Annotated in this window: 25 protein-coding genes; 14 read left to right on the top strand and 11 right to left on the bottom strand. The window is 54.1% G+C overall.

Features of this window, described 5'->3' with window-relative positions; genetic code table 11:
- Positions 1-14 precede the first annotated feature (14 nt).
- The 4 genes from METLU_RS0119020 to METLU_RS0119005 all read right to left on the bottom strand — a co-directional run bounded on the left by METLU_RS0119020 (position 15) and on the right by METLU_RS0119005 (position 4,260).
- Complete coding sequence (locus tag METLU_RS0119020; protein ID WP_027159612.1) at positions 15-1,901, bottom strand: cytochrome c peroxidase; 1,887 nt, start codon at positions 1,899-1,901, stop codon at positions 15-17.
- A gap of 62 nt (positions 1,902-1,963) precedes the next feature.
- Positions 1,964-3,313 carry a methanethiol oxidase gene (gene mtoX / locus METLU_RS0119015; protein WP_027159611.1) on the bottom strand — a complete coding sequence of 450 codons (1,350 nt, stop codon included), beginning with the start codon at positions 3,311-3,313 and terminating at the stop codon, positions 1,964-1,966.
- 8 nt (positions 3,314-3,321) lie between these two features.
- Positions 3,322-3,600: a DUF4242 domain-containing protein gene (locus METLU_RS0119010; protein ID WP_027159610.1), complete on the bottom strand. Its 279-nt coding sequence runs from the start codon at positions 3,598-3,600 to the stop codon at positions 3,322-3,324.
- 63 nt (positions 3,601-3,663) lie between these two features.
- The gene (locus tag METLU_RS0119005) at positions 3,664-4,260 is read right to left on the bottom strand and encodes a TetR/AcrR family transcriptional regulator (RefSeq protein ID WP_027159609.1); all 597 of its coding nucleotides are present in this window, start codon (positions 4,258-4,260) and stop codon (positions 3,664-3,666) included.
- 48 nt (positions 4,261-4,308) lie between these two features.
- On the opposite strand from METLU_RS0119005, the gene METLU_RS0119000 reads away from it, so the two are divergent.
- Together METLU_RS0119000 and METLU_RS0118995 are read left to right on the top strand one after the other, a co-directional pair.
- Entirely contained in the window at positions 4,309-4,515 is a 207-nt protein-coding gene (locus tag METLU_RS0119000; protein WP_027159608.1) for a hypothetical protein, read from the top strand.
- Between the two features lie 107 nt (positions 4,516-4,622).
- A complete protein-coding gene (locus METLU_RS0118995; RefSeq protein WP_027159607.1) occupies positions 4,623-5,285 on the top strand; it encodes a hypothetical protein in 663 nt (220 codons plus the stop codon).
- A gap of 17 nt (positions 5,286-5,302) precedes the next feature.
- Here the strand turns inward: METLU_RS0118995 and METLU_RS0118990 are convergent, their stop codons facing one another.
- Positions 5,303-5,980, bottom strand: coding sequence for a YggS family pyridoxal phosphate-dependent enzyme (locus METLU_RS0118990; RefSeq protein ID WP_027159606.1), 678 nt, complete (start codon positions 5,978-5,980; stop codon positions 5,303-5,305).
- A gap of 114 nt (positions 5,981-6,094) precedes the next feature.
- Here METLU_RS0118990 and METLU_RS0118985 point away from each other — a divergent pair, with 114 nt between their 5' ends.
- Both METLU_RS0118985 and METLU_RS0118980 read left to right on the top strand, forming a co-directional pair.
- Complete coding sequence (locus tag METLU_RS0118985) at positions 6,095-7,132, top strand: type IV pilus twitching motility protein PilT (RefSeq protein ID WP_027159605.1); 1,038 nt, start codon at positions 6,095-6,097, stop codon at positions 7,130-7,132.
- Positions 7,133-7,141: 9 nt separating this feature from the next.
- Positions 7,142-8,275 carry a PilT/PilU family type 4a pilus ATPase gene (locus tag METLU_RS0118980; protein ID WP_027159604.1) on the top strand — a complete coding sequence of 378 codons (1,134 nt, stop codon included), beginning with the start codon at positions 7,142-7,144 and terminating at the stop codon, positions 8,273-8,275.
- Positions 8,276-8,326: 51 nt separating this feature from the next.
- On the opposite strand, the gene djlA is transcribed toward METLU_RS0118980, so the two are convergent.
- On the bottom strand, positions 8,327-9,133 hold the full coding sequence (gene djlA / locus METLU_RS0118975; RefSeq protein ID WP_027159603.1) for a co-chaperone DjlA: 807 nt from the start codon (positions 9,131-9,133) through the stop codon (positions 8,327-8,329).
- Between the two features lie 73 nt (positions 9,134-9,206).
- Between djlA and METLU_RS0118970 the strand changes: the two genes are divergently transcribed.
- Complete coding sequence (locus METLU_RS0118970; protein WP_027159602.1) at positions 9,207-10,100, top strand: phosphoribosylaminoimidazolesuccinocarboxamide synthase; 894 nt, start codon at positions 9,207-9,209, stop codon at positions 10,098-10,100.
- Between the two features lie 3 nt (positions 10,101-10,103).
- Here METLU_RS0118970 and radC read toward each other — a convergent pair whose 3' ends face one another.
- Entirely contained in the window at positions 10,104-10,778 is a 675-nt protein-coding gene (radC, locus tag METLU_RS0118965) for a RadC family protein (RefSeq protein ID WP_027159601.1), read from the bottom strand.
- Between the two features lie 93 nt (positions 10,779-10,871).
- On the opposite strand from radC, the gene coaBC reads away from it, so the two are divergent.
- From coaBC to argB, 4 genes are read left to right on the top strand one after another with little or no spacing between them, the layout of a single operon-like run.
- Positions 10,872-12,068, top strand: coding sequence for a bifunctional phosphopantothenoylcysteine decarboxylase/phosphopantothenate--cysteine ligase CoaBC (gene coaBC / locus METLU_RS0118960; protein ID WP_027159600.1), 1,197 nt, complete (start codon positions 10,872-10,874; stop codon positions 12,066-12,068).
- Complete coding sequence (gene dut / locus METLU_RS0118955) at positions 12,049-12,504, top strand: dUTP diphosphatase (protein WP_027159599.1); 456 nt, start codon at positions 12,049-12,051, stop codon at positions 12,502-12,504. The genes coaBC and dut overlap by 20 nt, the downstream gene beginning before the upstream one ends.
- A gap of 21 nt (positions 12,505-12,525) precedes the next feature.
- Positions 12,526-15,018, top strand: a complete 2,493-nt coding sequence (locus tag METLU_RS28805; protein WP_027159598.1) for a phosphomannomutase/phosphoglucomutase — start codon at positions 12,526-12,528, stop codon at positions 15,016-15,018.
- 19 nt (positions 15,019-15,037) lie between these two features.
- A complete protein-coding gene (gene argB / locus METLU_RS0118945) occupies positions 15,038-15,928 on the top strand; it encodes an acetylglutamate kinase (RefSeq protein ID WP_027159597.1) in 891 nt (296 codons plus the stop codon).
- Here the strand turns inward: argB and METLU_RS0118940 are convergent.
- From METLU_RS0118940 to proC, 4 genes are all read right to left on the bottom strand, one after another.
- Entirely contained in the window at positions 15,918-16,907 is a 990-nt protein-coding gene (locus tag METLU_RS0118940) for a DUF4124 domain-containing protein (RefSeq protein ID WP_155920746.1), read from the bottom strand. The genes argB and METLU_RS0118940 overlap by 11 nt on opposite strands.
- 87 nt (positions 16,908-16,994) lie before the next feature.
- Positions 16,995-17,297: a DUF167 family protein gene (locus METLU_RS0118935; protein ID WP_027159595.1), complete on the bottom strand. Its 303-nt coding sequence runs from the start codon at positions 17,295-17,297 to the stop codon at positions 16,995-16,997.
- Positions 17,294-17,869, bottom strand: a complete 576-nt coding sequence (locus tag METLU_RS0118930; RefSeq protein WP_027159594.1) for a YggT family protein — start codon at positions 17,867-17,869, stop codon at positions 17,294-17,296. Before METLU_RS0118930 ends, METLU_RS0118935 begins: the two co-directional genes overlap by 4 nt.
- Positions 17,870-17,872: 3 nt before the next feature.
- Positions 17,873-18,697: a pyrroline-5-carboxylate reductase gene (gene proC, locus METLU_RS0118925; RefSeq protein WP_027159593.1), complete on the bottom strand. Its 825-nt coding sequence runs from the start codon at positions 18,695-18,697 to the stop codon at positions 17,873-17,875.
- A gap of 126 nt (positions 18,698-18,823) precedes the next feature.
- Here proC and METLU_RS0118920 point away from each other — a divergent pair, with 126 nt between their 5' ends.
- From METLU_RS0118920 to METLU_RS0118900, 5 genes are all read left to right on the top strand, one after another.
- Positions 18,824-19,816, top strand: coding sequence for an SPL family radical SAM protein (locus METLU_RS0118920; protein WP_027159592.1), 993 nt, complete (start codon positions 18,824-18,826; stop codon positions 19,814-19,816).
- Positions 19,804-20,517 (top strand): SDR family oxidoreductase, encoded by a 714-nt coding sequence (locus METLU_RS0118915; protein ID WP_027159591.1) that lies wholly within the window; start codon positions 19,804-19,806, stop codon positions 20,515-20,517. Before METLU_RS0118920 ends, METLU_RS0118915 begins: the two co-directional genes overlap by 13 nt.
- Positions 20,518-20,587: 70 nt before the next feature.
- Positions 20,588-20,782 (top strand): hypothetical protein, encoded by a 195-nt coding sequence (locus METLU_RS0118910; RefSeq protein WP_027159590.1) that lies wholly within the window; start codon positions 20,588-20,590, stop codon positions 20,780-20,782.
- Positions 20,770-21,276 carry a disulfide bond formation protein B gene (locus tag METLU_RS0118905; RefSeq protein ID WP_027159589.1) on the top strand — a complete coding sequence of 169 codons (507 nt, stop codon included), beginning with the start codon at positions 20,770-20,772 and terminating at the stop codon, positions 21,274-21,276. Before METLU_RS0118910 ends, METLU_RS0118905 begins: the two co-directional genes overlap by 13 nt.
- Positions 21,277-21,418: 142 nt before the next feature.
- Positions 21,419-22,225: a class I SAM-dependent methyltransferase gene (locus tag METLU_RS0118900; protein WP_027159588.1), complete on the top strand. Its 807-nt coding sequence runs from the start codon at positions 21,419-21,421 to the stop codon at positions 22,223-22,225.
- The last annotated feature ends 178 nt before the right edge of the window (positions 22,226-22,403 follow it).

Here is a 22,403-nt window from a genome sequence, read left to right as displayed (position 1 = left end):
AACCGGAATTTGCCTTATTCAGCCTCGCCGACCGGCGCGGCAAAGGCATCCGAAACCAGCTCCCGGACATTATCGCCGGTCAGCGTGCTCAGGAAAGCTTCCAGATCATCCATTTCCTGAGCCGTCAGATTCAACGGCCTGATCAAAGGATCCAGGTTTTCATTGGCTATGCCGCCTTTGTTATAGAACTCAATGACCTGGCGCAGCGTCCCGAAAGAGCCGTTGTGCATATACGGTGCGGTAAGGCTGACATTGCGCAACGATGGGGTCTTGTATTTCCAGCGGTCATCAGGATTTTGGGTCACTTCATAACGGCCGAGGTCGTTGGGTTTGGCTTCGGAGACCGAAGCGATCAACTGTGCCGCTACATCGACATAGACGCCCGGCGCGACCTGTACGCGTTGATTCTGCTCTGTCTTGCCCATCGCGGCGGCATAGCCGATGCCGGTATTATGCAGACTGTTATCAGTAAACAAGGCATGCTCCGAACTGACGGCATGACAGCTCGAACAGTTGGCCTTGCCAGTGAACAGCTTGAAGCCGCGCTGTGCCTTGGCATCGAGCGCCTGCGGATCCTTGCCGTAATACCAGCGATCGAAAGGTGAATTGGCCGAGTTCAATGTCCGTTCATAGCTGGCGATCGCCATGCCGAGGCTTTCCATATCCGGCTCCTTGCCAAAGACTTTCTTAAACAGTCCGTCGTAGTCGGCGCTGTTTTTGATCTTGTCGATGACATAACCGATGGACGGGTTGCCCATTTCATTATCTGCCAGCAGCGGCAGCCAGACCTGCTGCTCCAGCGCATTCTCGCGGCCGTCATGAAACAACTTCCGCGCATAAGCCGCATTGTAAATCGTCGGCGCATTACGCCTGACCGTGCGCCCTTCCACGCCGACGGCCGTGGCCATCTCGTTACTGGTGAAACCTTGCTCCGGGACATGGCACATAGCGCAGGAAAAAGTGTTGTTGAGCGACAGACGGCGGTCATAGAACAGCTTGCGGCCCAGACTGACTTTGTCCGCGGTCAGCGGATTATTGTCCGGCACCGGCACGGCAGGCAGGCCCAGCGGCGGTTGTCTGACGGTTTTAAGCAAATCAACCGGCTGACCGGTGCGATCGGTTAGGGCCATGGAATGCGTTTCATAATCGCTGCGTTCGTAATGGCTTTTATTGTCGCCGGCGGCATACAGCGCTGCCGTATCGGTCTTGGCGGCTTGAATTTCGGATTTTTTTTCCGCCAGCAGTACGGTCTTGATATCGTTGATCAAGGTCTCCGGCTGTAGAAACGAGACGCTGTAAATATTACGCAGCCGTTTGTCGCTATCGATCAGGTAAACGCGCAGAATGTGCGAAAACGTGCCGGTAAAACGGCCTTGATCGTCATAGACTTTTTCAAGGGTTTGCTTGTAGCTGTCCAGTATCGGCTCTAACTGCCGCTCCGAGCGCGTGGTCAGAAATTGCCATTCGACGCCCGGCTCCTGAAACGCCTGGCCGTACTGCTTCATCCTGGGCGGCGTGTCGTGCTCGGGATTGAAGCTTAGAGTCAAAAGCCGCAATTGCCCGGCCAGTTCAGGCTCTTTTTTCAGGCGGTTTTTTATCTTGTGCAATACCGAGGTCGCCAGCGGACAGCCGTTGACGTCGCTGCAGGTGGCATAAATAAAGCTCAGCAGAACGACTTTGTCGCCCATCAAGCCATGCAGCGTCGCATCATTGCCCTCGGCATCCAGCACGGTGCCGTCGGCGGCTGATCCCAGGACGGGCAGCCGATAAGTGCCCGGTTCCGGAGCGACAAATTCGAGGCGTTCATACGGTGACGCCGCTAATGGAGCCGGATCGGCATGGCCATTGGTCACGGCCAGGCAGAGCAGCAGAAATACTTGAGTTAACAGGGAGCCGTTCATGGAGAGACTTACTCCGGTAAAACTGGTAAAAAGGGCGGCCTGCCGGCCGCCCCTGATAGGAATCACTTCGACGAAGCGTTTTTATAAAGCGAATAAGCGCCGAACTTCATCTGGTGGGCACGGCCCAGTTTTTCCTTGATGAAATCGATCGCGAACTGCTCTTTCAACTGCTTGCCGTCCCAGTGATAGGCTTTGAAGAACTGTTCGTTATCGGCGCCTTTCTTGTCCCAGTTGGCCAGCAGCGAGGACGTGTAATACAGGCGCTTGCCGTCCCAGCTCGAGGACACCATGTTGACCTGGGCGCCGATTTTTTTCTCATACACCTGTTTCGGTTTGAACGGATCGCTTATATCGAACAGGCGGGTTTTGCCATCCATGAAGGTATTGACCCAGAGCCTTTTATCATCGCTGGAGATCGAGATATCAACCGGCAACGGGACTTTGGACGGATCGCCGATATCGGCGACTTCCTTGGCCTGCCATTCGCCGACTTTGTCTTCGTGAACCAGCCAGATTTTCGAAGTCAGCGCGGTGGTGCTGAAGCAGTAATTGTGAGTCGGCTCCCAGGCGCAACGGATTTCCAGCGGCGCGCCCGGCACATCGAAGACCTTCTTCGGCTGCCGCGCATGCAGATCCCATTGCACGATCGTGTTGCCGAAACGTTTCATGGCTTCCTTGTCGCCGAGCATCTTGCCGAAATCCATCATGTAATTCGACCAGCCCGTAAACGAGGACGTCAGCATCAGATTGCGCCGCGGCAGCGCGCGCACGTCGTAGTTGTAGCCGTCGGCGTATTTGCCGCTTTTGATGGCGCCCTGCAGATTGCTGTCGGTCGGCAGCCAATAGGTCGCGACATAATCGCCTTCATTGGTGTATTCAACCAGCGCCGTGCGGCCGCCGTGATCCTTGTTGTTGGAAAGACCCGTGATGATCATGCGGCCCGGCAGCGCGTAAGTCGAATGAGGACCGACTACGCCGCCGCTTTTGGCGACGAAATCGGTAATGGTCTTGACCAGTTTGGGCTTGGCCGGATCGCTGTGCACGTCGAAAACAAAAATTTTATTGGTATCGAGGGAGCCGGCCCATAAATAGCGACGGTCGTCGGTAAAGTCGGAATGATGCGCCTCATTGCGGCCGCCCACGGAAACGCTGTGGATGATCTTGCCGTAAGTCTTCGACTTGGGATTGACATCGACGGTCACCATCTTGTCCTGCTCATCGCCCACGCCCGGCATGCCCAGAGTCCAGACATAGACCATATCCTCCTGACCGGTGATCTTGGCCATGTAAGGCGATTGGCAGGTCTCATCGGCCTGGGCGGCAGTCATGCCGATACCGGCCAAGCCGAGCGTGGACGTGGTAAGGGCGCACGCTGTCATGAAGCGGTTCAGCCGCTGTTTGTTCGATTTCATAATTACTCCTATTGGTTCTCGGCCGTTGTTGGGTCGATCACGGTTTTAACCCGGGCAATACGATTGGCTGGGAATCCGCCTTTTTCAGCATGGGCCTTGAGCGTCGCTTCATCGGGCGCGATATAAACGCAATAGACTTTATCGTCGGTCACATAGCTTTCGAGCCACTGTATCTGGGGGCCCATGTCGCGCAAAATGCCGCACGATTTTTGCGAGATGCCTTGCAGTTCCTGGGGACTTAACGCGCCGGCACCGGGTATCTCCCGTTCGATAATGTATTTGGGCATACAGCTTCTCCTGTTGGATTAATATATAGATGACTGGTCGTCTCTATTTTGGTGACAAAAAAATCAGGCCTTGAAAAAATCGCCTAACAACGCCTGACAACATTGCTTCAGCGGCGCCGAAGACTTTTCGATTTTCATCCTTAACAAAGCGCCTTGCCAGGCATTGACCAGCAAATCGGCCATGTCCACAGCCGATTTATCGGTTCTGACCGTGCCTTGCCGCTGCGCTTGCTCCAATCCTGTCTGCAATAAATTCCGATACCGGCCGACGGCGCTTTGGAGCGAAGCCCGGCAGATTTCGCTGGTATCGCCGATTTCTCCCATCAGGTTGCCGAGCAGGCACCCGCCTTTGAATTCCGCTTTTTCAAGTTCGCTGACCAATTCATCAAAATAACGCTGTAGCGCGGTTAAGGCATCCATATCCGGGTTGTTCAGATGCGCGCTTAACTGATCGATAAACGGGTTGATATAGTGCTGAATGACGGCCGCGCCGAACGCTTCCTTGCTACCGAAATAATTGTAGAAAGAGCCCTTGGGGATCTGCACGGCATCGAGAATTTCCTTCAATCCGGTGCCATGATAGCCCTGCTCCATCAGCAGCGTGACGCCCTGGCTGAGCAGGTTCTCCCGATTGATCTGTTTTTGCGTGATTTTTGACATGACTTAATAATACGACCGGTTGTCTCAATTCGTCAAACTATATTTTCTATGCCCATAAATGTGCGATATGCCCCGTTCGCGTGCGCGATATGCCGCATAAAAAGCCTGAATGCGCACGAGCAACTGACGCAAGCCTTGATTATCAGCGACTTGGCGTCGGGCAAAACCAATAACTACAGCATGATATATGCCAAGCTGAGCGGCATATTGTCGCGCGGCAATATGCCACACGACAAGGCTGTTTTAAGCCGTTAGACTTTGGTCAACTCTTCCCTGAACTCAACAGGAGAGTTACTTATCCTTCCTCACAATAATGCGGGCAGCCAGGATCGTCCGCATTTTTTTTAAAAACGGAGGTCATTATGAAACGCAGCGGGTTTTCTCACGCTACTGACCAAGTCAATTATCAGGAACTGATCCGTCAAACGGCCATCCATGAAGCAGGTCATGCCGTAGCGATCCATTTAGGCAATCAGCAAAAATTGTTGCCACCGGTTTTTTTTCAGATTGTCGTTAAAAAGCTGGACGCTGATTTTCCTCGATATTTATCAGAACCTTGTCCTCACTGCACAGCCAAAGTTGAAGGCGGTCGTCTGATCCATACGCTTCCGTCATCGATTGAAGAGGCGACAGACGATTTTTGTCCGGCGCAAAAGCAAGCCTATCAACAGGCTTTCGAAGCCGATATTGTCAATCTGCTGGTCGGCCCGCTGGCTGAAGCCCGATACATCGCCTCGCGCGATGATGAAGTGATTAACGCCTATTTGGTGAATCTGAATGCGCTGCGTTATTACGGCGGCACATCCGACCTGGAACTGGCCGGCGAATATCTCGAGTGCTTTATCGCGGACCAGGCGCAGCGTGAAAAAAAGATCGGCGAACTTTTCATGGCCGCCTTCGCCTTTGTCCATCATGCGCCCAACTGGCGAGCTATCATGGCTTTGGCGGACTATATTCTAGCCAGCCCGAAAGCGGTCATCGACTGCGAGGAAGTCATGGCTTTGCTGAATGGATATCTTATCTGAGACCGCCATTCCATACCCTAGGCGTAGTCCCGCGCCCCGAATAACGCCGTACCGATCCTGACGATTGTGGCACCTTCCGCAATCGCGGCTTCCAGATCACCGGTCATACCGAATGAGAACGTATCCAGATCAGGCTTGCCAAGTGCTGCCACGGTCCGATAAAGCGCATTATAGGGCTGGCGCTGCCGCCCAAAATCCTCCTCGGGCGCAGGAATGGCCATGACGCCGCGCAGCTTTAAATGCGGCAATTGCGCCACTTGCTCGCACATATCAGGCAGTTCGGCCAGGGTGAGGCCTGACTTGCTAGCCTCGCCGCTGATGTTGACCTGCAGGCAAATATTGAGCGGCGGCAGTTGGGCCGGGCGCTGCTCGTTTAACCGTTGCGCAATTTTCAACTTGTCGACGCTATGGACCCAGTCAAAGTGCGTGGCGATGGCTTTGGTTTTATTGGACTGAATAGGTCCGATGAAATGCCAGGTGATGTCAAAAGCGCCGAGTTCCTGTTGTTTCTTCAGCGCTTCCTGGAGATAACTTTCGCCGAAATGGCGCTGTCCGGCCCTGTAGGCGCTAGCAATATCGCTGGCCGGCTTGGTCTTGCTGACCGCCAATAATAAAACCGATCCCGGTTTGCGGTTATAGGCCTGTTCAGCCTGACTGATCTGTGCCCGTATCTGTTTGAGTCGCTCGGCTATCATAATCCGTGAAATATTTAAGATGCATTGCCGATTATTAAACAATACGCCTTCAAAAAAGCAAAGACTTGAACTATGGTATAGAGATGATTTTTTTAAATGCTTCAAGAGGATATTATGGATATTGCCGAGTTATTGGCCTTTTCAGTTAAAAACAACGCGTCGGATTTGCATTTGTCGGCTGGCCTGCCGCCCATGATCAGGGTCGATGGCGATATTCGCCGCATCAATATTCCCGCGCTGGAGCATAAGGAAGTGCATGCGCTGATGTATGACATCATGAACGACAAGCAGCGCCGCGATTATGAGGAATTCCTGGAAACCGATTTCTCTTTTGAATTGCCCGGCATTGCCCGTTTTCGTGTCAACGCATTCAATCAGGAGCGGGGCGCGGCCGGCGTTTTCAGAACGATTCCGTCCAAGGTGTTGAGCCTCGAAGAACTGAAGGCGCCCAAATATTTTGAGGAACTGACGCGCAAGCCGCGCGGCCTGATTCTGGTGACGGGACCGACCGGCTCGGGCAAATCGACGACGCTGGCGGCCATGATCAACCATATCAATACCAATGATTACGCGCATATCCTGACCGTTGAAGACCCGATCGAATTCGTGCACGACAGCCAGAAATGCCTGATCAACCAGCGCGAGGTACACCGCGACACCCACGGCTTCAACGAAGCGCTGCGCTCGGCCCTGCGTGAAGACCCGGACGTGATCCTGGTCGGCGAGATGCGGGACCTCGAAACGATCCGACTGGCCCTGACCGCGGCCGAAACGGGCCACCTGGTATTCGGTACGTTGCACACCTCCTCGGCCGCCAAAACCATCGACCGTATTATCGATGTCTTTCCGGCCGCTGAAAAAGACATGATCCGCTCGATGCTGTCCGAATCGCTGCAGGCGGTTATTTCGCAGACCTTGCTCAAGAAAATAGGCGGCGGCCGTGTTGCCGCGCATGAAATCATGGTCGGCACGCCCGCGATCAGAAACCTGATCCGCGAAGCCAAAGTCGCGCAAATGTATTCAGCCATACAGACGGGCCGAAAAGACGGCATGCAGACGCTTGATCAGAACCTGAAGGAGATGGTCGACAAGGGCCTGATCACGTCCAAGACCGCGATGGTCAAAGCCGTCAATAAAGATATGTTCCGGTAAGAGGTCAGCATGGATTTTAAAGCGCTACTTGCACTGATGGTGCAAAAAAAAGCATCCGATTTGTTTATCACGGCAGGCCGGGCGCCGACCATGAAAGTCGACGGCTCGCTTGTGGAAGTGTCCAAATCGGCGCTGACGGAAGAGCAGGCGTTAAGGATCGTCCTCGGCATCATGAATCAGAAACAGAAGGACGAGTTTGAAAACACCAAGGAATGCCAGTTCGCGATCAGCGTGCCGGGGCTGGCCCGGTTCAGGGTCAGCGCCTTCACGCAGCGCGACGCGGCCGGCATGGTGCTTCGGCGCATTGAGAATGAAATACCGGATGCCGAAAGCCTGCATTTGCCGCCCGTATTGAAAGACCTGATCATGGAAAAACGCGGCCTGGTCATTTTCGTCGGCGCGACCGGCACCGGTAAATCCACCTCGCTGGCGTCACTGATCAAATACCGCAACCAGAACAGCAGCGGCCACATCATCACGATCGAAGACCCGATGGAGTACGAGCATCCGCACCTGGGCTGCATCGTCACGCAGCGCGAAGTCGGCGTCGACACCGAATCCTATGAAGTCGCGTTAAAAAATACCTTGCGCCAGGCGCCCGATGTCATTCTGATTGGTGAGATCAGAACGCGCGAAACCATGCAGAATGCGATCACCTTTGCCGAAACCGGGCATTTATGCCTGTCCACGCTGCATGCCAACAATGCCAACCAGGCGCTGGACCGGATTCTGCATTTCTTCCCCGAAGAAATGCATGATCAGTTGTTCATGGACTTGTCGCTGAACCTGCGCGGCGTCGTAGCCCAGCAGTTGATCAAACGCGCGGACGGCAAGGGCCGCTATCCGGCCGTCGAAATTTTGATCAACACGCCGCTGGCCAAGGACTACATCCGCAAAGGCGAGATCAACAAGCTCAAGGAACTCATGAAAGACTCGCGCGAGCAAGGCATGCAGACGTTTGACCAGGCGCTGTATGACCTGTATGTTTCAGGCAAGATCAGCTACGAAGACGCCCTTAATTCGGCCGATTCCAGAAACGAAGTCCGCCTGATGATCAAACTGGGCGCCGACAGCTCCGGCACTTTCGATGATAACCAAATGATGTTGTCGGAAACCGATGATGACAAGGGCATGATTTATTAAGCCCGCGTTTTGGGCAGGGAGCGACTTGTCAGGCTGCTCCCTGCCGTATCTTCAAAGCTTTCTGCCTGATTTCTGAATCGTCTCGTAAGCCTTTCTGATCTGTTGGGTTTTTTCCTTGGCGATGGTCATCATTGCTTCCGGCAGCCCTTTGGCGACCAGTTTGTCCGGATGATGCTGACTGATCAAGCGCCGGTAGGCTCTTTTGACCTCGGCATCGCTGGCCACAGACGACAAGCCCAGCACCTCATAAGCATCCTCCAGACTGGATTGCCGCCTGGCCTTTTGATACTGCCGGCCCTGGCCGAAGAAACGGTACTCGGCCTTTAGTTGTATTTTCAGACGCTCATAGTCAAAGCGTGAAACCCTCAGCTGCGTACAGATATGCAGGAGCACCCGCTCTTCGTAGTCATTGAGCGCGCCATCGGCAAAAGCCGCTTGCAACTGGATTTCCACAAACATGCGTATGAGATCGAAGCGCCAATGGCATTCCCTGCGAAATTGCGCCAGCACCTCATCGAGCGGAAAATCAGCCTGCTTGCCCTGCTGAAACAGATTGATCGCGGTTGTGCGCATGGCGCTCGAAATCGCCATTTGATCCATGATGCGATTGGCCAGGGCTATTTCCTCCGGCGTAACGCGGCCATCAACCTTGGCAATATGCCCCATGACCGAAAAAGTCGTGGTAAAAAACGCCATCTGCACGCGTTGCTGATCGCTGGAACCGAATGCCGCGCCACTTTCGGCGCCGGCGATGCCCTCATCAAACTGATGGCCGACGGAAGCGCCCAAGATTGCGCCTAAAGGCCCGCCCAACAGGAAACCGAACGCACCACCTAGAAATTTGCCTAACCAGCCCATTTATATCAATCCTGTTTAACGGAAAACAATGATAAAATTATCACATTTCCATTTAAACGTTTAGCGAGGTCTTATGAATGCTCCGGCAGCTCTTTACGAATCATCACTGTCTTCTTTAAGACTGCGTGCGCGCGGCAAGGTCCGCGATATTTACGACATTGATGACAAGCACATGCTGATCGTAACGACAGACCGACTATCCGCATTCGATGTGATCCTGCCCGATCCGATCCCTGGCAAAGGCCGCGTCCTGACACGCGTTTCCAATTTCTGGTTTGCCAAATTAAGCCATATCCTGCCGAACCATCTGGCCGACATCCCGCTGGAACAGGTCATTGCCGATCCGGCCGAGCGCGCGCAAATTGAAGGCCGCGCGGTTGTCGTCAAAAAAATGCAGCCGCTGCCGGTCGAAGCCATCGTGCGCGGTTATCTGATCGGCTCCGGCTGGAAGGATTACCAGAAAACCGGCGCGGTCTGCGGCATCCGGCTGCCGGAAGGCTTAAAACAGGCCCAGCAGTTGCCTGAAGCCATCTATACGCCATCGACCAAAGCCGGCGTTCACGAACATGACGAGAACATCTCGTTTGAAAAAACCGTGGAACTGATGGGCCAGGACCTGGCCGGGCAAGTGCGCGACGCCAGCTTGCGGCTGTACACGGAAGCGGCCGCCTATGCCAAGGAACGCGGCATCATTATCGCCGACACCAAATTCGAATTCGGCCTCGACGATAACGGCGTCCTGCATCTGATCGATGAAGCCCTGACGCCGGATTCATCACGTTTTTGGCCTGCCGATGAATATCAGGTGGGCATCAGCCCGCCCAGTTTCGACAAGCAATACGTGCGCGATTACCTCGAGACGCTGGACTGGGATAAAACAGCGCCGGGCCCATCCCTGCCTGCCGAAGTGGCCGAATTCTGCGCGGCCAAGTATCGCGAGGCGGAAGTCCGGTTAACGCAAGGTTAATCCCTACAGCAGCCCGTGTTCGGCAAACGAGTACGGCTGCCCGTCCCCGATAATAAAATGGTCCAGCACGCGGATATCGAACAAGGCTAAAGCCTGCTTGAGTTTTTCGGTGATCTGTTTATCGGCGTGGCTGGGTTCGGAAATGCCGGAAGGGTGATTATGAGCGAAGATGACCGCGGCGGCATTATACTGCAGGGCCTGCCTGGCCACTTCCCTGGGATAAACGCTGGCGCTGTCTATGGTGCCTCTGAACAACTCATCGAGCTGTATGACCCGATGCTGATTGTCCAGAAACAGACAGGCGAAGACTTCATAGCTGTATCCGCGCAAGTGCGCGCTCAGATAGGCCCGGGTGATGTCCGGGCTGGTCAGCGCATTGCCGCGCCGCAGAATTTCCTTAAAATGCCGCCGGGCCATCTCCAGCACGGCCTGGAGTTGTGCATATTTTGCGCTGCCCAGACCATTGGCCTGGCAAAAGCGCGATAAATCGGCATCGAGCAGAGCTTGCAGCGAGCCGAAATCAGCCAATAAATCCCGGGCCAGATCAACGGCCGATTTGCCGGGAGTGCCGGTGCGCAAAAAAATGGCCAACAGCTCTGCATCGGTTAAAGCTGTAGAGCCGCGTTGCAGCAGTTTTTCCCGGGGCCGCTCTTCGGCGGGCCAATCCTTGATAGCCATGCTTATCTCCTTATGCTGATGAGAATTTAAGCATAGAAGAATTTTTCCAGACTTGCCATAATAACGCGTTCATTAATTTTCCAGGTATTCCCCATTAACACGCATATTTTATTGGCGGTCAGCGGTGGCATTGCCGCTTATAAATCAGCCGAACTGGTCAGGTTGCTGCGCAAAAAAGGCGCCGATGTGCGCGTGGTCATGACGCGGTCCGCCCTGCAGTTTATCAGCCCTTTGACATTCCAGGCGTTGTCCGGCAACCCCGTGCATACCGAACTGCTCGATGCCGAAGCGGAAAATGCCATGGGCCATATCAATCTGGCGCGCTGGGCCGACAAGATCGTTATCGCTCCGGCCACGGCGGATACGATCGCCAAGTTAAGCCACGGCCTGGCCGACGACCTGTTATCGACGCTTTGCCTTGCCGCCACCTGTCCCGTTTATGTCGCGCCGGCCATGAACCAGGCCATGTGGCATAAGCCCGTCACGCAGGACAACGTCAAAAGACTCATCGCCTATGGCATAACGATGATAGGCCCTGGCCAGGGCGAACAGGCCTGCGGCGAGACCGGCTATGGCCGCATGTCCGAGCCGGCTGAAATCTGTGAGCGTTTATGGGCCGAGCCTGCGGCGCCGTACCTGCACGGCAGGAAAGTCCTGATCAGCGCGGGCCCCACGCGCGAGCCGCTCGATCCGGTGCGTTACATCACCAATCGCAGCTCCGGCAAAATGGGCTACGCGCTGGCCCGTGCCGCGCTCAAAGCCGGCGCCCGGGTGACGTTGGTCAGCGGCCCGGTAGCACTGGCCCCGCCAGCCAATGCCGATGTGATCAGGGTGGAAACGGCGGCGCAAATGCACGAGGCCGTCATCTCCAGAGCCGAAGCGCATGATATTTATATCGGCGCTGCGGCCGTTGCCGATTACACGCCGGTAGCGGTCCAGCCTGAAAAGATCAAGAAACAGGACGAGCAGACCACGATAACACTGCAAAAGACCCGCGACATTCTGGCCGAAGTCGCGCAACTGGCTCGACGCCCGTTTACGGTGGGCTTTGCAGCCGAAACCCATGATCTTGAAACCTATGCGCTAGGCAAGCTGACAACCAAAAAACTCGACATGATCGCGGCCAACTGGGTGGGCCGCGATCATGTCGGCTTTGACAGCGAACAGAACGCCTTGCAGGTTTTCTGGGCTGATGGCCGGCAAACCCTGTCCATGACCGGTAAACTCCATCTGGCAGAACAATTAATCAGTTTAATCGCGAAGAGATATGATGAAAAAAATACAGCTTAAAATTCTGGATGATCGCTTGGGCAACGAAATCCCCTTGCCGGACTACGCAACGCCGGGATCGGCCGGCCTGGATTTGCGCGCCTGCCTGGATGGACCTGTCGAATTGAAGCCCGGAGAAACCGTTTTGATTCCGACCGGACTGGCTATCCATATCGATGACCATCAACTGGCGGCGGTCTTATTGCCGCGATCGGGCCTGGGGCATAAGCACGGCATTGTGCTGGGAAATCTGGTCGGGCTGATCGATTCGGATTATCAGGGCCAGGTCTTCGTATCATGCTGGAACCGGGGTGACACGACCTTCACCATCAACATCGGCGAGCGCATTGCGCAAATGGTTTTTGTTCCGGTCGCACAGGTGACGTTCGAGCAGGTCGCTGAATTTGACGAGAGCTTCCGAGGCGCCGGCGGATTTGGCCATACCGGTCGTCATTAATAGTTTTTAGCAGAGATTAAAATGGAACGCATCTTCGCGTGGCTATCGGCTGTGACAATCTTCATCATTCTGACCGCCGGCGCCGGCATCCACTGGATGTCCGCGTGGCAGGTCGCGCAGGCAAAACAGAACGCAGCAGCCGCTCAGGCACAAGGCGTCGCTTTGGCGCTATCCGAACAAATCGCGATGCGGCAACGCATCCTCGATAAAGCAGCGCAAGACCCGGCGGTGCTGGCTGCCGTTTCCAGCGCCGATCCTGCCCTGCTGAGCGCAATGGCCTCGAAACTGGAACAGCAAGTCCCTGACGTTTTGAAAATCCGGCTGTTATTGCCCAACACCAGCGAACTCGATGAAAAAAGCGTGCCGCGTATGGGTTATGCCGATCTGGATATGGTGCGTGAAACCTTCACTAAAAGCCAGCCGGCCGCGATACAGGGCGAACCGGGCCATGACCGGCATCTGGCCATGACAAGCAAAATCATGCGTGATGATCAGGCCGTTGGCGTTATGCTTGCCAGTCTGAGTTATGCTTTTATCGATAAAAGCCTGCAGGCCATGCCGGCCAAACACGGTTATCTGGAATTAAGACAGGCCGATCTGGTGCTGGGCGCTTCTGGCGAACAAGCCATCGGCGAGCTCGATGCCAACGAGAAAATCGATGTCGCGCATGCGGACTGGCAGCTTCATTATGGGTATCCAACCGGCGCGGATATCAGCGAAATAGCGATGATGGCCGGCCTTGTCATTATCCTTGCGCTATTTGCCGCGCTGGCATTTTTTATCGGCTATCGGAAACTCTCGCAATTGCTGGAGCAGGATATCAGCATCATACTGAAAGCCCTCAAGGACATAGTCACGCATAAGTCTCTCGGCAATTATCCGGTTTATTTGAATCAAATGCAGGGCGTTATCTCAACGCTGGCGCAATACAAACGGGTTGTAGACGGTCATGACGATCAAACCCTTACCCTAGATCATGATGAAGCATTCAAACCCAGTGATATTTTTGATGACCCGATGGACTTCGGCCTGCTCGAACCGATCATTGAAGAAGCCTCGCTTAATAAGCAGTCCGTCCAGCCAACTATCGTAACAACCAAAACAATCGAGAAAAATATGCCGAATTCAATTGAAGTGTCCGACACCATGGCTGCCATTTTCAGGGCGTACGATATCCGCGGTATCGTTAACAAAACGCTGACCAGGGAAGTGGTTTTCGATATTGGCCGCGCACTGGGAACAGAAGCCCGGCAGCACGGATGCCGGACGATTGTCGTAGGACGGGATGGCCGGACATCAAGCCCTTATCTGGCCGAGGCGCTGGCCGACGGCATTCTCGCTACAGGTCAAAACGTGCTGGATATCGGCATGGTCCCGACGCCCGCGCTTTATTTCGTTGCCCGGCATACCGAAGGCCAGTGCGGCGTCATGATCACGGGCAGCCATAACCCGGCCGATTATAACGGCCTGAAAATGGTCATCAACGGCGAAACGCTGGCCGGCGACAGAATACAGCAGCTTAAGCAGTGCATCATCGACCAGGCTTACGCCACGGGTGAAGGCAGGATAGAGCGCAACACACTGCTCGCCAATGAGTACCTCGGCGCGATTGCCGAAGACATCCACATCGCCAGGCCGATGCGAGTAGTGCTGGACTGCGGCAACGGCGTCGCCGGCGAATTAGGTCCCGTACTGTTAAGAACTATCGGCTGCGAAGTCATCGAACTGTTCTGCGATGTCGACGGCACATTCCCTAACCATCATCCAGACCCCAGCAAACCGGACAATCTGGCCGATCTGATCGCATCGGTCAAGCATTACCAGGCGGATCTGGGCATCGCTTTTGACGGCGATGGCGATCGGTTGGGCGTGGTCGATTCAGACGGCAAGATCATCTGGCCGGATCGGCAGATGATGTTGTTCGCCAGGGACGTGCTGGCCTCGAAACCGGGCGCTGAAATTATTTACGACGTCAAATGCTCGCGGCATCTGGCGACACAGATCGTAAAACACGGCGGCAGGCCCGTGATGTGGAAAACGGGGCATTCGTTCATGAAGGCGAAGCTGAAGGAAACCGGCGCGAAGCTGGCCGGCGAGATGAGCGGCCATATCTTCTTCAATGACCGCTGGTTCGGTTTCGATGACGCCCTGTACTCGGCCGCGCGATTGATAGAAATACTGTCGGCCGATACGCGCACCAGCGCCGACGTGTTCGCCGACTTCCCGGACAGCGTCAATACGCCGGAACTGAATATCGAGCTGACGGAAGGCGAAAACTTCAGGTTCATCGACAGCATGTTCTCGGCGGCCAACTTTACCGGCGGCAAAATTACCAACATTGACGGCATGCGCGTGGACTTTACCAACGGTTGGGGACTGGTGCGGGCCTCCAACACGACGCCGTCACTGGTCATCCGTTTCGAGGCCGATACCCAAGCTGCTTTGCGCAATATACAAGCGCAGTTCAGACAACTCATGCAGTCAATCAAACCGGATATTGCTTTACCTTTTTAATAGTGGAAAATCGGAAAATATGCAGAAAAAAACAGCTCACCAAATAGCGGATGTCCTGATTGAGGCATTGCCCTATATTCAGCGCTTCAAAGGCAAAACCGTCGTGGTCAAATTCGGCGGCAATGCTATGGTCGATGAAGCGCTAAAACACAGCTTCGCCCGCGATATCGTCCTGATGAAACTGGTCGGCATCAATCCCATCGTCGTTCATGGCGGCGGTCCGCAAATCGGACGCTTGCTGGAAAAACTCGGCAAAACCACAGACTTTATCGACGGCATGCGCGTGACCGACAGCGAGACGATGGATGTGGTGGAGATGGTGCTGGGCGGGCTGGTCAACAAGGAGATTGTCAATCTGATCAATATGCACGGCGGCAAGGCCGTCGGCCTGACCGGCAAGGACGGCAATTTTATCCGCGCCAAAAAAATCACGCTGAAAAAATCGGCGCCGGAAGTTCACGCACCGGAAATCATCGATCTCGGCCATGTCGGCGAAGTCAGCAGCATTGATCCGGGCGTCGTCGATATGCTCGGCAACAGCAATTTCATTCCTGTCATTGCGCCGATTGGCGTCGGCGAAGATGGCTATTCCTATAACATCAATGCCGATCTGGTGGCCGGAAAAGTCGCCGAAGTTCTGAAGGCCGAGAAACTGATCCTGTTGACCAATACGGCCGGCATTCTCGACAAGCAGGGCGAACTGTTGACCGGCTTATCGATAAAAGACATAGACGACCTGATTGCCGACGGCACTATTTCCGGCGGCATGATCCCGAAAACCCGCTGTGCCACCGATGCCCTGGCAGGCGGCGTGACCAGCGTGCATATCATCGATGGCCGTGTCGACCACGCCGTGCTGCTGGAGCTGTTTACCGATCAGGGTGTCGGCACATTACTGATCAGTCACTAGCCAATGCCGCTTCGATATAAGGTCTGAAAGCAGACCTTATATCGCGCACCTTCTGGCTGGCGCACAGTTCCGCGCCCAGCGATGACTCACGGCAGCGAATATCCAGAAAAAGCTGTTGCCTGCCGTTGCCATCGCCTATTCTTGAAATAGACAGGCTCAGATCGCTGTCCTTGGCTGGCGCCTTGCTCATGATCAGTTTGTCGGTATCGATATCGGCGCCGGTTGAGGCATGGGTATTGATAAAGCTACGGGCAATGGTCCAGGCTTTGGCGCATTGCGCCTCGCTGTCGCAGTTGAACAGGCCCAGTTCCGGCATCTTGTTTTGCGCCGTTTCGGCCTTTGCTGTTGGCGCGTCGCTGTCTGATTGGGTCAGGAACTTATAACGCTCAATATCCGCCGCATTTGCCGCTTTGGCCTGCAGTATTTTTTCGGACTGCTTGCCTATTTCCGTCTGCGTGAGCTGAATTTGCCCCTCGGTGGACTTGATGCGTTCCAGCAAGGCTTTCGGAGATCTCTTGCCATTGCGCTCATCCGCCGCCGCTTGCTTTTGCTGCGCCGCCAGCTGGCTTTCAAAGCGTTTCAGATTGCTCTGCAATACGCTTTTCTGGATCTCCAGCGTTTTTATATTGTTTTCGAGCATCGTCCGCATATCATCGATGTTGCGGAAAGTGCTCAGCAAAACCTGGTCGTGCGATTGTTGCTTGGCGATAATTTGTTCCTGGGCTTTTCTGAGCGCCTTCAGCTGTCTATCCTGCTCCAGCTGCTCTTTTGTTCTGGCCTGTGGCGTAACTTCAACCACTCTGCCCTTTTCATTGAGCGACTCGCGGCGATACCCGACATGTTCCGGCGGCACCTGATCAGAAAAGAACATATTGCCGTGCTCATCCACCCATCGGTACATTTTTTTGGCCAACGCGGCCTGACTGCTGAACAAGCAAATCAGGCCAATTAAACAAAGGCTTGCTGTAGAAATGCGCATTGACATAGATTTATCGACGATCTTTTACGGGGTTTGAAACATACAGTAAAGATAGCAGATATCCATGGCTTTGCCCGAACAGAGCGCTTATAACGAAATATCAAACCGCAGCGACTCGGGCAAGTCAGGCAATTTGCGCGGCGCGGTAATGGCGACGCGCTTTTCCCGGCCCGATTCTCCCGATACCAGAATGCAGGAGGATTTACTGACGCCAAATTCGCCGGCTATGAATTTAAGCAGGTGTTGATTGGCCCTGCCGTCAATCGGCGGGGCCTTGATTCTCAGCTTTAATCGGTCGCCGTGCAGCCCCGCCCATTCGTCTTTGCTGGCTTTGGGTTGAACATGGAGATTCAGGGTCAAAACGCCCTGTTCATAGAGATACCAGCTCATCCGATCAAACTGGCCAATTCCTGCAACGGCGGCAAAATGAGCATTTTCGCCAATTGCAGCAACAGCAGCGCGACCAGCGGTGACAAATCGATGCCGCCCAGGTCGGGGATAAAGCGGCGGCAGACATTGAGCAAAGGCTCGGTCAGGCTGTACAGAATGGAAGAAGCCGCGTTAAACGTGCCCGGATTCAGCCAGCTGAGCAGGGCTCTGCCGAAGACGGCGAATATGAATATATTGATCAGCAACGAGACCAGTTGCGTAATCGACAATATCGTCAACGCCCCGATACCGATCGATACGCCTTTCAGCATCAATATGGAGAAATCGGCCAGCATCTGCAAGGCCAGCACCAACACCAGCGAAGAAGTATCGATTTTGCCGATAGGCGGCACGAAGCGGCGCAGTATCCTCAGCGGCGGATGCGTGGCCTTGACCAGAAACTGGGAGATCGGGTTGTAAAACTCGGCGCCGCTCCACTGCAGCAGAAAACGCAGCATGACCGCCAGGATATACAGGGAAAACAGCGTGTCGATTATGAAAATGGCCGGGTTGGTCATATAGGTAGAGTCCATCAACTATTTCTCCGTTGGTTTAGACATTTCGATAGAGCGATCCCTTGCGGCATGCATGGCTTTTGAAACCAGCCCGGTGAATCCGCCTTGCTCAAACGTTTCTATGGCGCGTTGCGTGGTGCCGCCCGGCGATGTCACGCGCTTGCGCAACTGTTCGGGCGACTCGGACGATTCCAGGGCTATTTTAGCAGCACCCAATGCCGTTTGCTGAACCAGCAGGCGCGCGGTGTGTTCATCCAGCCCCAGCTCCCGGGCGGCTTTTTCCATGGCCTCCATGAGCAGGAAATAATAGGCGGGACCGCTGCCTGAAACGGCGGTCACGGCATCAAGCTCGCTTTCGTCGTCAACCCATAATGATATGCCGACCGAACGCATGATGCTTTCAGCCAGATCCCGCTGCGCCTCGGTGACATTAAGGTTGGCATGCAGGCCCGTAGCGCCGGTCAATACCAGGGCCGGCGTATTGGGCATGCAACGGACGATGGCCGTATCCGCGCCCAGCCATGCGCTGAGGCTGGCCTGAGTGATGCCGGCCGCAATGGACACGACCAGCGGTTTCTTTTGCTGGATCAAGGCGGCCACGCTTTCGGCCACCTGGCGCAGCACCTGTGGCTTGACGGCCAGCACCACGACTTCCGCTTCCTGAATGACGGCCTCGTTGCTGGACGCAATATTAACCTGCAGGTTGGCCGCCAGAGACGCCAGGATATCCTTGTTGATGTCCGATACCCAAAGCTGCTGCGGGGAATGGCCGCTGGCGATCAGTCCGCTCATCAGACTCGATGCCATATTGCCGCCGCCGATAAAACCTATTTTTTGTGTTTTCATGTGTACAGTATATTTGGTTAGGATTAAAAGTATTTTAACCTATATAGGGTCTGTGCAATCAATCACAAGTCTTTTAATATATGCGCCGCTGTGCTGCCTTAAGCGCTCACCATCACACCAGAGCCCATGATTGAAACCATTTATATCGAAGAAAACATCCGCAAGCACGCCCGCGTTATCGACATTACCGCCCGTTTTCCGCACGCCCGGATCATCACCTGCGAGCGTTACGCCCAGGTTTTCAATCCCAAGGCCCAGAATTTCCGGCTGCAAAAACAGAAACCGGCCCTGATACTGGCCGAGAAATACAAAAACTTCGTACTCGAGGCGCCCACCGGATACGGCGTCGGAGCGACAAGAAACTATTATTTCTCGCACATGCTGAACTGCTTGTATGATTGCCGTTACTGTTTCCTGCAAGGCATGTATCAATCGGCCAATTATGTGCTGTTCGTCAATTACGAGGATTTCCAGCAGGCAATCAGACAATTGTGCGATGCCACGCCGGCCGATCAAATTCATTTTTTCTCAGGCTATGATTGCGACAGCCTGGCGCTGGAGCCGGTCACGCGCTTTGCAGAGCAGTTTCTGCCGGTTTTCGAGGCCATTCCAAATGCCTGGCTGGAGTTACGGACCAAAAGCACGCAGGTCAGAAACCTGCTGGCCCGCGAACCGGTGCCGCGCTGCATCGTCGCCTTCAGTCTGTCGCCTGATGAGATCGCGGCCAAAGTCGAGGCCAAAGCGCCATCGGTACAGCGCCGTATCGAGGCCCTGTGCCGATTGCAGACCCAAGGCTGGCAGGTGGGCCTGCGTTTCGATCCTTTGATTTACCAGACAGGCTACCGGCAGCAGTACCGGCAACTGTTTGAACGGGTCTTCGCCGGCATTGATTTAAACCGGCTGCATTCGGTCAGCCTGGGCGTTTTCCGGCTGCCTGAGAGTTATTTTAAAAAAGTGCACAGGCTCTATCCCGAAGAGAAACTGTTCTCGGGTCCGATGGCCGCTCAGCAAGGCATGGTTTCTTATCGCCCGGATCTGGAGCAGGAAATGATGCAGTACTGTACGGAACAATTATTGACTTATATCCCTCAAAGCAAGTTTTTCCCATGCACACTGTAAAACGTACGGTGCTGGTTACAGGCGCCAGTTCGGGCATAGGCCGCGCCATCGCCCGGAACCTGCTGAATCAGGGCCATCATGTGATCGGCTTGTCGCGCGACCGCACGCGCTTTACCCGGCCCATGGCCGGCTTCAGCCCCGTCCAGCTGGATTTAAGCCAGTTGCGTGAACTGCCGCAAAAGCTGCGCGAATTGGCGCAGACTTTCCCTGATATTGATGCCGTGGTCTTTTCCGCCGGCCGCGGACAATTCGGCTCGGTCGAGGAATTCTCTTACGAGCAGATCGAAGCGCTCATGACCATCAATTTCACCAGCCTGGCTTTTCTGACGCGCGCCCTGCTGCCTTCCCTGAAACGCAAAGCGCGCAGTGATCTGATTTTTATAGGTTCCGAGGCGGCTCTGAAAGGCAGCCGCAAGGGCGCGGTCTATTGCGCCAGCAAGTTCGCCGTGCGCGGCTTTACCCAGGCCCTGCGCGAAGAGTGCGGCAGAAGCAATGTACGCGTCTGCCTGATCAATCCGGGCATGGTTAAAACGGAATTCTTTGAACAGCTGTCCTTTGAACCGGGCGATGAGGCCAGCAATTATCTGTTGCCCGAGGATATCGCGGAAACGGTCGCCTACGTGCTTAACTCCCGCACCCAGATTGTCATCGATGAGATCAATCTGAATCCTTTGAATAAAGTCGTCAAATTTAAAAAATGAACAGATAGTGGCCGGCATGATTAAAATATGGCACGGTTAAAAATCCGACGTCTATCTGGAACCTATCCCGATGGGTGCGTTAAAGTTAAATGAAAGACATAATTTATTTCTTATCAGCATCATCAATAAGGAATTAGACGAAGCATTGCATTTTGCAATCGGGGAGAAAGAGCATAGTCTGAATGCGGGCGATGTTCTGGTAGTCATGGGCCCGACACGGGAAATTCGATTATTTAAAGAAGAAGTTGAAGCATGCACAAATTGATAAATTTTAATTCGAGAATCTGGTTTTTATTGGGTTTCCTCGGTTGCGCCGCGTTGTTGGCGATAGGCGCTTACCTGCAGTTTATTGAAGAGCAGGAACCCTGCCCGCTGTGTATTTCGCAGCGCATCGCCATTCTTTTGACCGGCATCGTATTTTTGATCGCGGCGGTACACAACCCTGGCCGGACTGGCATAAAGACTTACTCGATTTTAGGCGCCCTGGTCGCGCTGGCCGGTGCGTCCATCTCAACGCGCCATGTCTGGCTGCAGCATTTGCCGCCTGAAGAAGTGCCGGAATGTGGCCCCGGGCTCGAGTATGTTTTCGAAAATTTCCCCTTGGCTGAAACCATCAGGTTAATGCTAAGCGGCACCGGCGATTGTGCCGAAGTGTCGTGGACATTGCTGAGCTTAAGCATTCCCGAGTGGACATTGATCGCCTTTTTGATGCTGGCGTTGTTGAGTCTGCTGCAAATCTGGAATCCTGAGAATAGATAGCCCGGAACAAACAATCTGTGGGCATAAGCAAGCCGCGGAAGCGCTTCGGTAGCGATGTGTATTGCCAAACTCCCGCTACAATATGTTCAATAACTACATCAAAATTTATTGTTGGCCATTGCCAATAAGCGAGATCAAAATAATGAAAAAAATTTTACTGGCATTGCTGCTGGCCGGCAGTTTCTCACCTTCACAAGCTGGCGATGAGATCAGTACATTGCCCCAGATCATTGCCGACGCTCACCGCTCCGCCGAGCACAAAGCCCGGGATAAATACCGGCATCCGCAGCAGACCCTGGAATTCTTTGAAGTTAAAGACGATATGGCCGTCGTTGAAATCTGGCCCGGAAGCGGCTGGTATACGGAAATCCTGGCGCCCTATTTGAAAAAGCACGGCAAACTGTATGCCGCGCATTTTTCAGCCGATGCCGAGGAGCCTTATTTCAAAAAAAGCCTGAAAGAGTACAAGGCTAAACTGAAGGAGCGGCCGGATCTGTACGGCAAAGTCGAGCTGACAGAGCTACAACCGCCTGAAAAGCAGAAAATAGCGCCGGATGGCTCGGCCGATCGGGTTTTGACGTTCCGCAATATCCATAACTGGATGAAGAACGGCCAGGCGCCGGCGGTATTCAATGCCATGTATAAAGCCCTGAAGCCCGGCGGCATCCTGGGCATCGTTGAGCATAGGAACTCCCCTAAAAAACCGCAGGACCCGACCGCCGCATCGGGTTATGTCAGCGAGGACTATGTCATTGCGCTGGCCAGAAAAGCGGGGTTTGAGTTCTTGGGAAAATCCGAAATCAACGCCAACAGCAAAGATACCAAAAATTATCCCGAAGGCGTCTGGACCTTGCCGCCGTCTTTGAAACTCAAGCAGCAGGACCGCAAAAAGTATCTGGAGATAGGCGAAAGCGACAGGATGACGATTAAATTCATCAAGCCGAGATAATATTGACAGACGACTGAATACTAATTCAACCGATCAAAATTTGATAAGTTGTGCCATGATTTCTGTTAATTACACACATCAAGCCGGCATCAAATAAATTCAGCAAGTTCAGCCTGGCAATCGCCCTATTTGATTTGTTTTTAATCGGCAAGTATTTGAAATATAAAAGATATAATTT

The organism is Methylobacter luteus IMV-B-3098 (assembly GCF_000427625.1).
Taxonomy (GTDB): Bacteria; Pseudomonadota; Gammaproteobacteria; order Methylococcales; family Methylomonadaceae; genus Methylobacter; species Methylobacter luteus.
The sequence above is the reverse complement of the archived record's forward strand: the minus strand, read 5'-3'. Positions and strand labels throughout refer to the sequence as shown.

What these genes read in the sequence shown, in the direction of transcription:
- METLU_RS0119020 (WP_027159612.1), bottom strand. Translation starts at nt 1,901, where the DNA reads ATGAACGGCTCCCTGTTAACTCAAGTATTTCTGCTGCTCTGCCTGGCC.
- mtoX (WP_027159611.1), bottom strand. Translation starts at nt 3,313, where the DNA reads ATGAAATCGAACAAACAGCGGCTGAACCGCTTCATGACAGCGTGCGCC.
- METLU_RS0119010 (WP_027159610.1), bottom strand. Translation starts at nt 3,600, where the DNA reads ATGCCCAAATACATTATCGAACGGGAGATACCCGGTGCCGGCGCGTTA.
- METLU_RS0119005 (WP_027159609.1), bottom strand. Translation starts at nt 4,260, where the DNA reads ATGTCAAAAATCACGCAAAAACAGATCAATCGGGAGAACCTGCTCAGC.
- METLU_RS0119000 (WP_027159608.1), top strand. Translation starts at nt 4,309, where the DNA reads ATGCCCATAAATGTGCGATATGCCCCGTTCGCGTGCGCGATATGCCGC.
- METLU_RS0118995 (WP_027159607.1), top strand. Translation starts at nt 4,623, where the DNA reads ATGAAACGCAGCGGGTTTTCTCACGCTACTGACCAAGTCAATTATCAG.
- METLU_RS0118990 (WP_027159606.1), bottom strand. Translation starts at nt 5,980, where the DNA reads ATGATAGCCGAGCGACTCAAACAGATACGGGCACAGATCAGTCAGGCT.
- METLU_RS0118985 (WP_027159605.1), top strand. Translation starts at nt 6,095, where the DNA reads ATGGATATTGCCGAGTTATTGGCCTTTTCAGTTAAAAACAACGCGTCG.
- METLU_RS0118980 (WP_027159604.1), top strand. Translation starts at nt 7,142, where the DNA reads ATGGATTTTAAAGCGCTACTTGCACTGATGGTGCAAAAAAAAGCATCC.
- djlA (WP_027159603.1), bottom strand. Translation starts at nt 9,133, where the DNA reads ATGGGCTGGTTAGGCAAATTTCTAGGTGGTGCGTTCGGTTTCCTGTTG.
- METLU_RS0118970 (WP_027159602.1), top strand. Translation starts at nt 9,207, where the DNA reads ATGAATGCTCCGGCAGCTCTTTACGAATCATCACTGTCTTCTTTAAGA.
- radC (WP_027159601.1), bottom strand. Translation starts at nt 10,778, where the DNA reads ATGGCTATCAAGGATTGGCCCGCCGAAGAGCGGCCCCGGGAAAAACTG.
- dut (WP_027159599.1), top strand. Translation starts at nt 12,049, where the DNA reads ATGAAAAAAATACAGCTTAAAATTCTGGATGATCGCTTGGGCAACGAA.
- METLU_RS28805 (WP_027159598.1), top strand. Translation starts at nt 12,526, where the DNA reads ATGGAACGCATCTTCGCGTGGCTATCGGCTGTGACAATCTTCATCATT.
- argB (WP_027159597.1), top strand. Translation starts at nt 15,038, where the DNA reads ATGCAGAAAAAAACAGCTCACCAAATAGCGGATGTCCTGATTGAGGCA.
- METLU_RS0118940 (WP_155920746.1), bottom strand. Translation starts at nt 16,907, where the DNA reads ATGCGCATTTCTACAGCAAGCCTTTGTTTAATTGGCCTGATTTGCTTG.
- METLU_RS0118935 (WP_027159595.1), bottom strand. Translation starts at nt 17,297, where the DNA reads ATGAGCTGGTATCTCTATGAACAGGGCGTTTTGACCCTGAATCTCCAT.
- METLU_RS0118930 (WP_027159594.1), bottom strand. Translation starts at nt 17,869, where the DNA reads ATGGACTCTACCTATATGACCAACCCGGCCATTTTCATAATCGACACG.
- proC (WP_027159593.1), bottom strand. Translation starts at nt 18,697, where the DNA reads ATGAAAACACAAAAAATAGGTTTTATCGGCGGCGGCAATATGGCATCG.
- METLU_RS0118920 (WP_027159592.1), top strand. Translation starts at nt 18,824, where the DNA reads ATGATTGAAACCATTTATATCGAAGAAAACATCCGCAAGCACGCCCGC.
- METLU_RS0118915 (WP_027159591.1), top strand. Translation starts at nt 19,804, where the DNA reads ATGCACACTGTAAAACGTACGGTGCTGGTTACAGGCGCCAGTTCGGGC.
- METLU_RS0118910 (WP_027159590.1), top strand. Translation starts at nt 20,588, where the DNA reads ATGGGTGCGTTAAAGTTAAATGAAAGACATAATTTATTTCTTATCAGC.
- METLU_RS0118905 (WP_027159589.1), top strand. Translation starts at nt 20,770, where the DNA reads ATGCACAAATTGATAAATTTTAATTCGAGAATCTGGTTTTTATTGGGT.
- METLU_RS0118900 (WP_027159588.1), top strand. Translation starts at nt 21,419, where the DNA reads ATGAAAAAAATTTTACTGGCATTGCTGCTGGCCGGCAGTTTCTCACCT.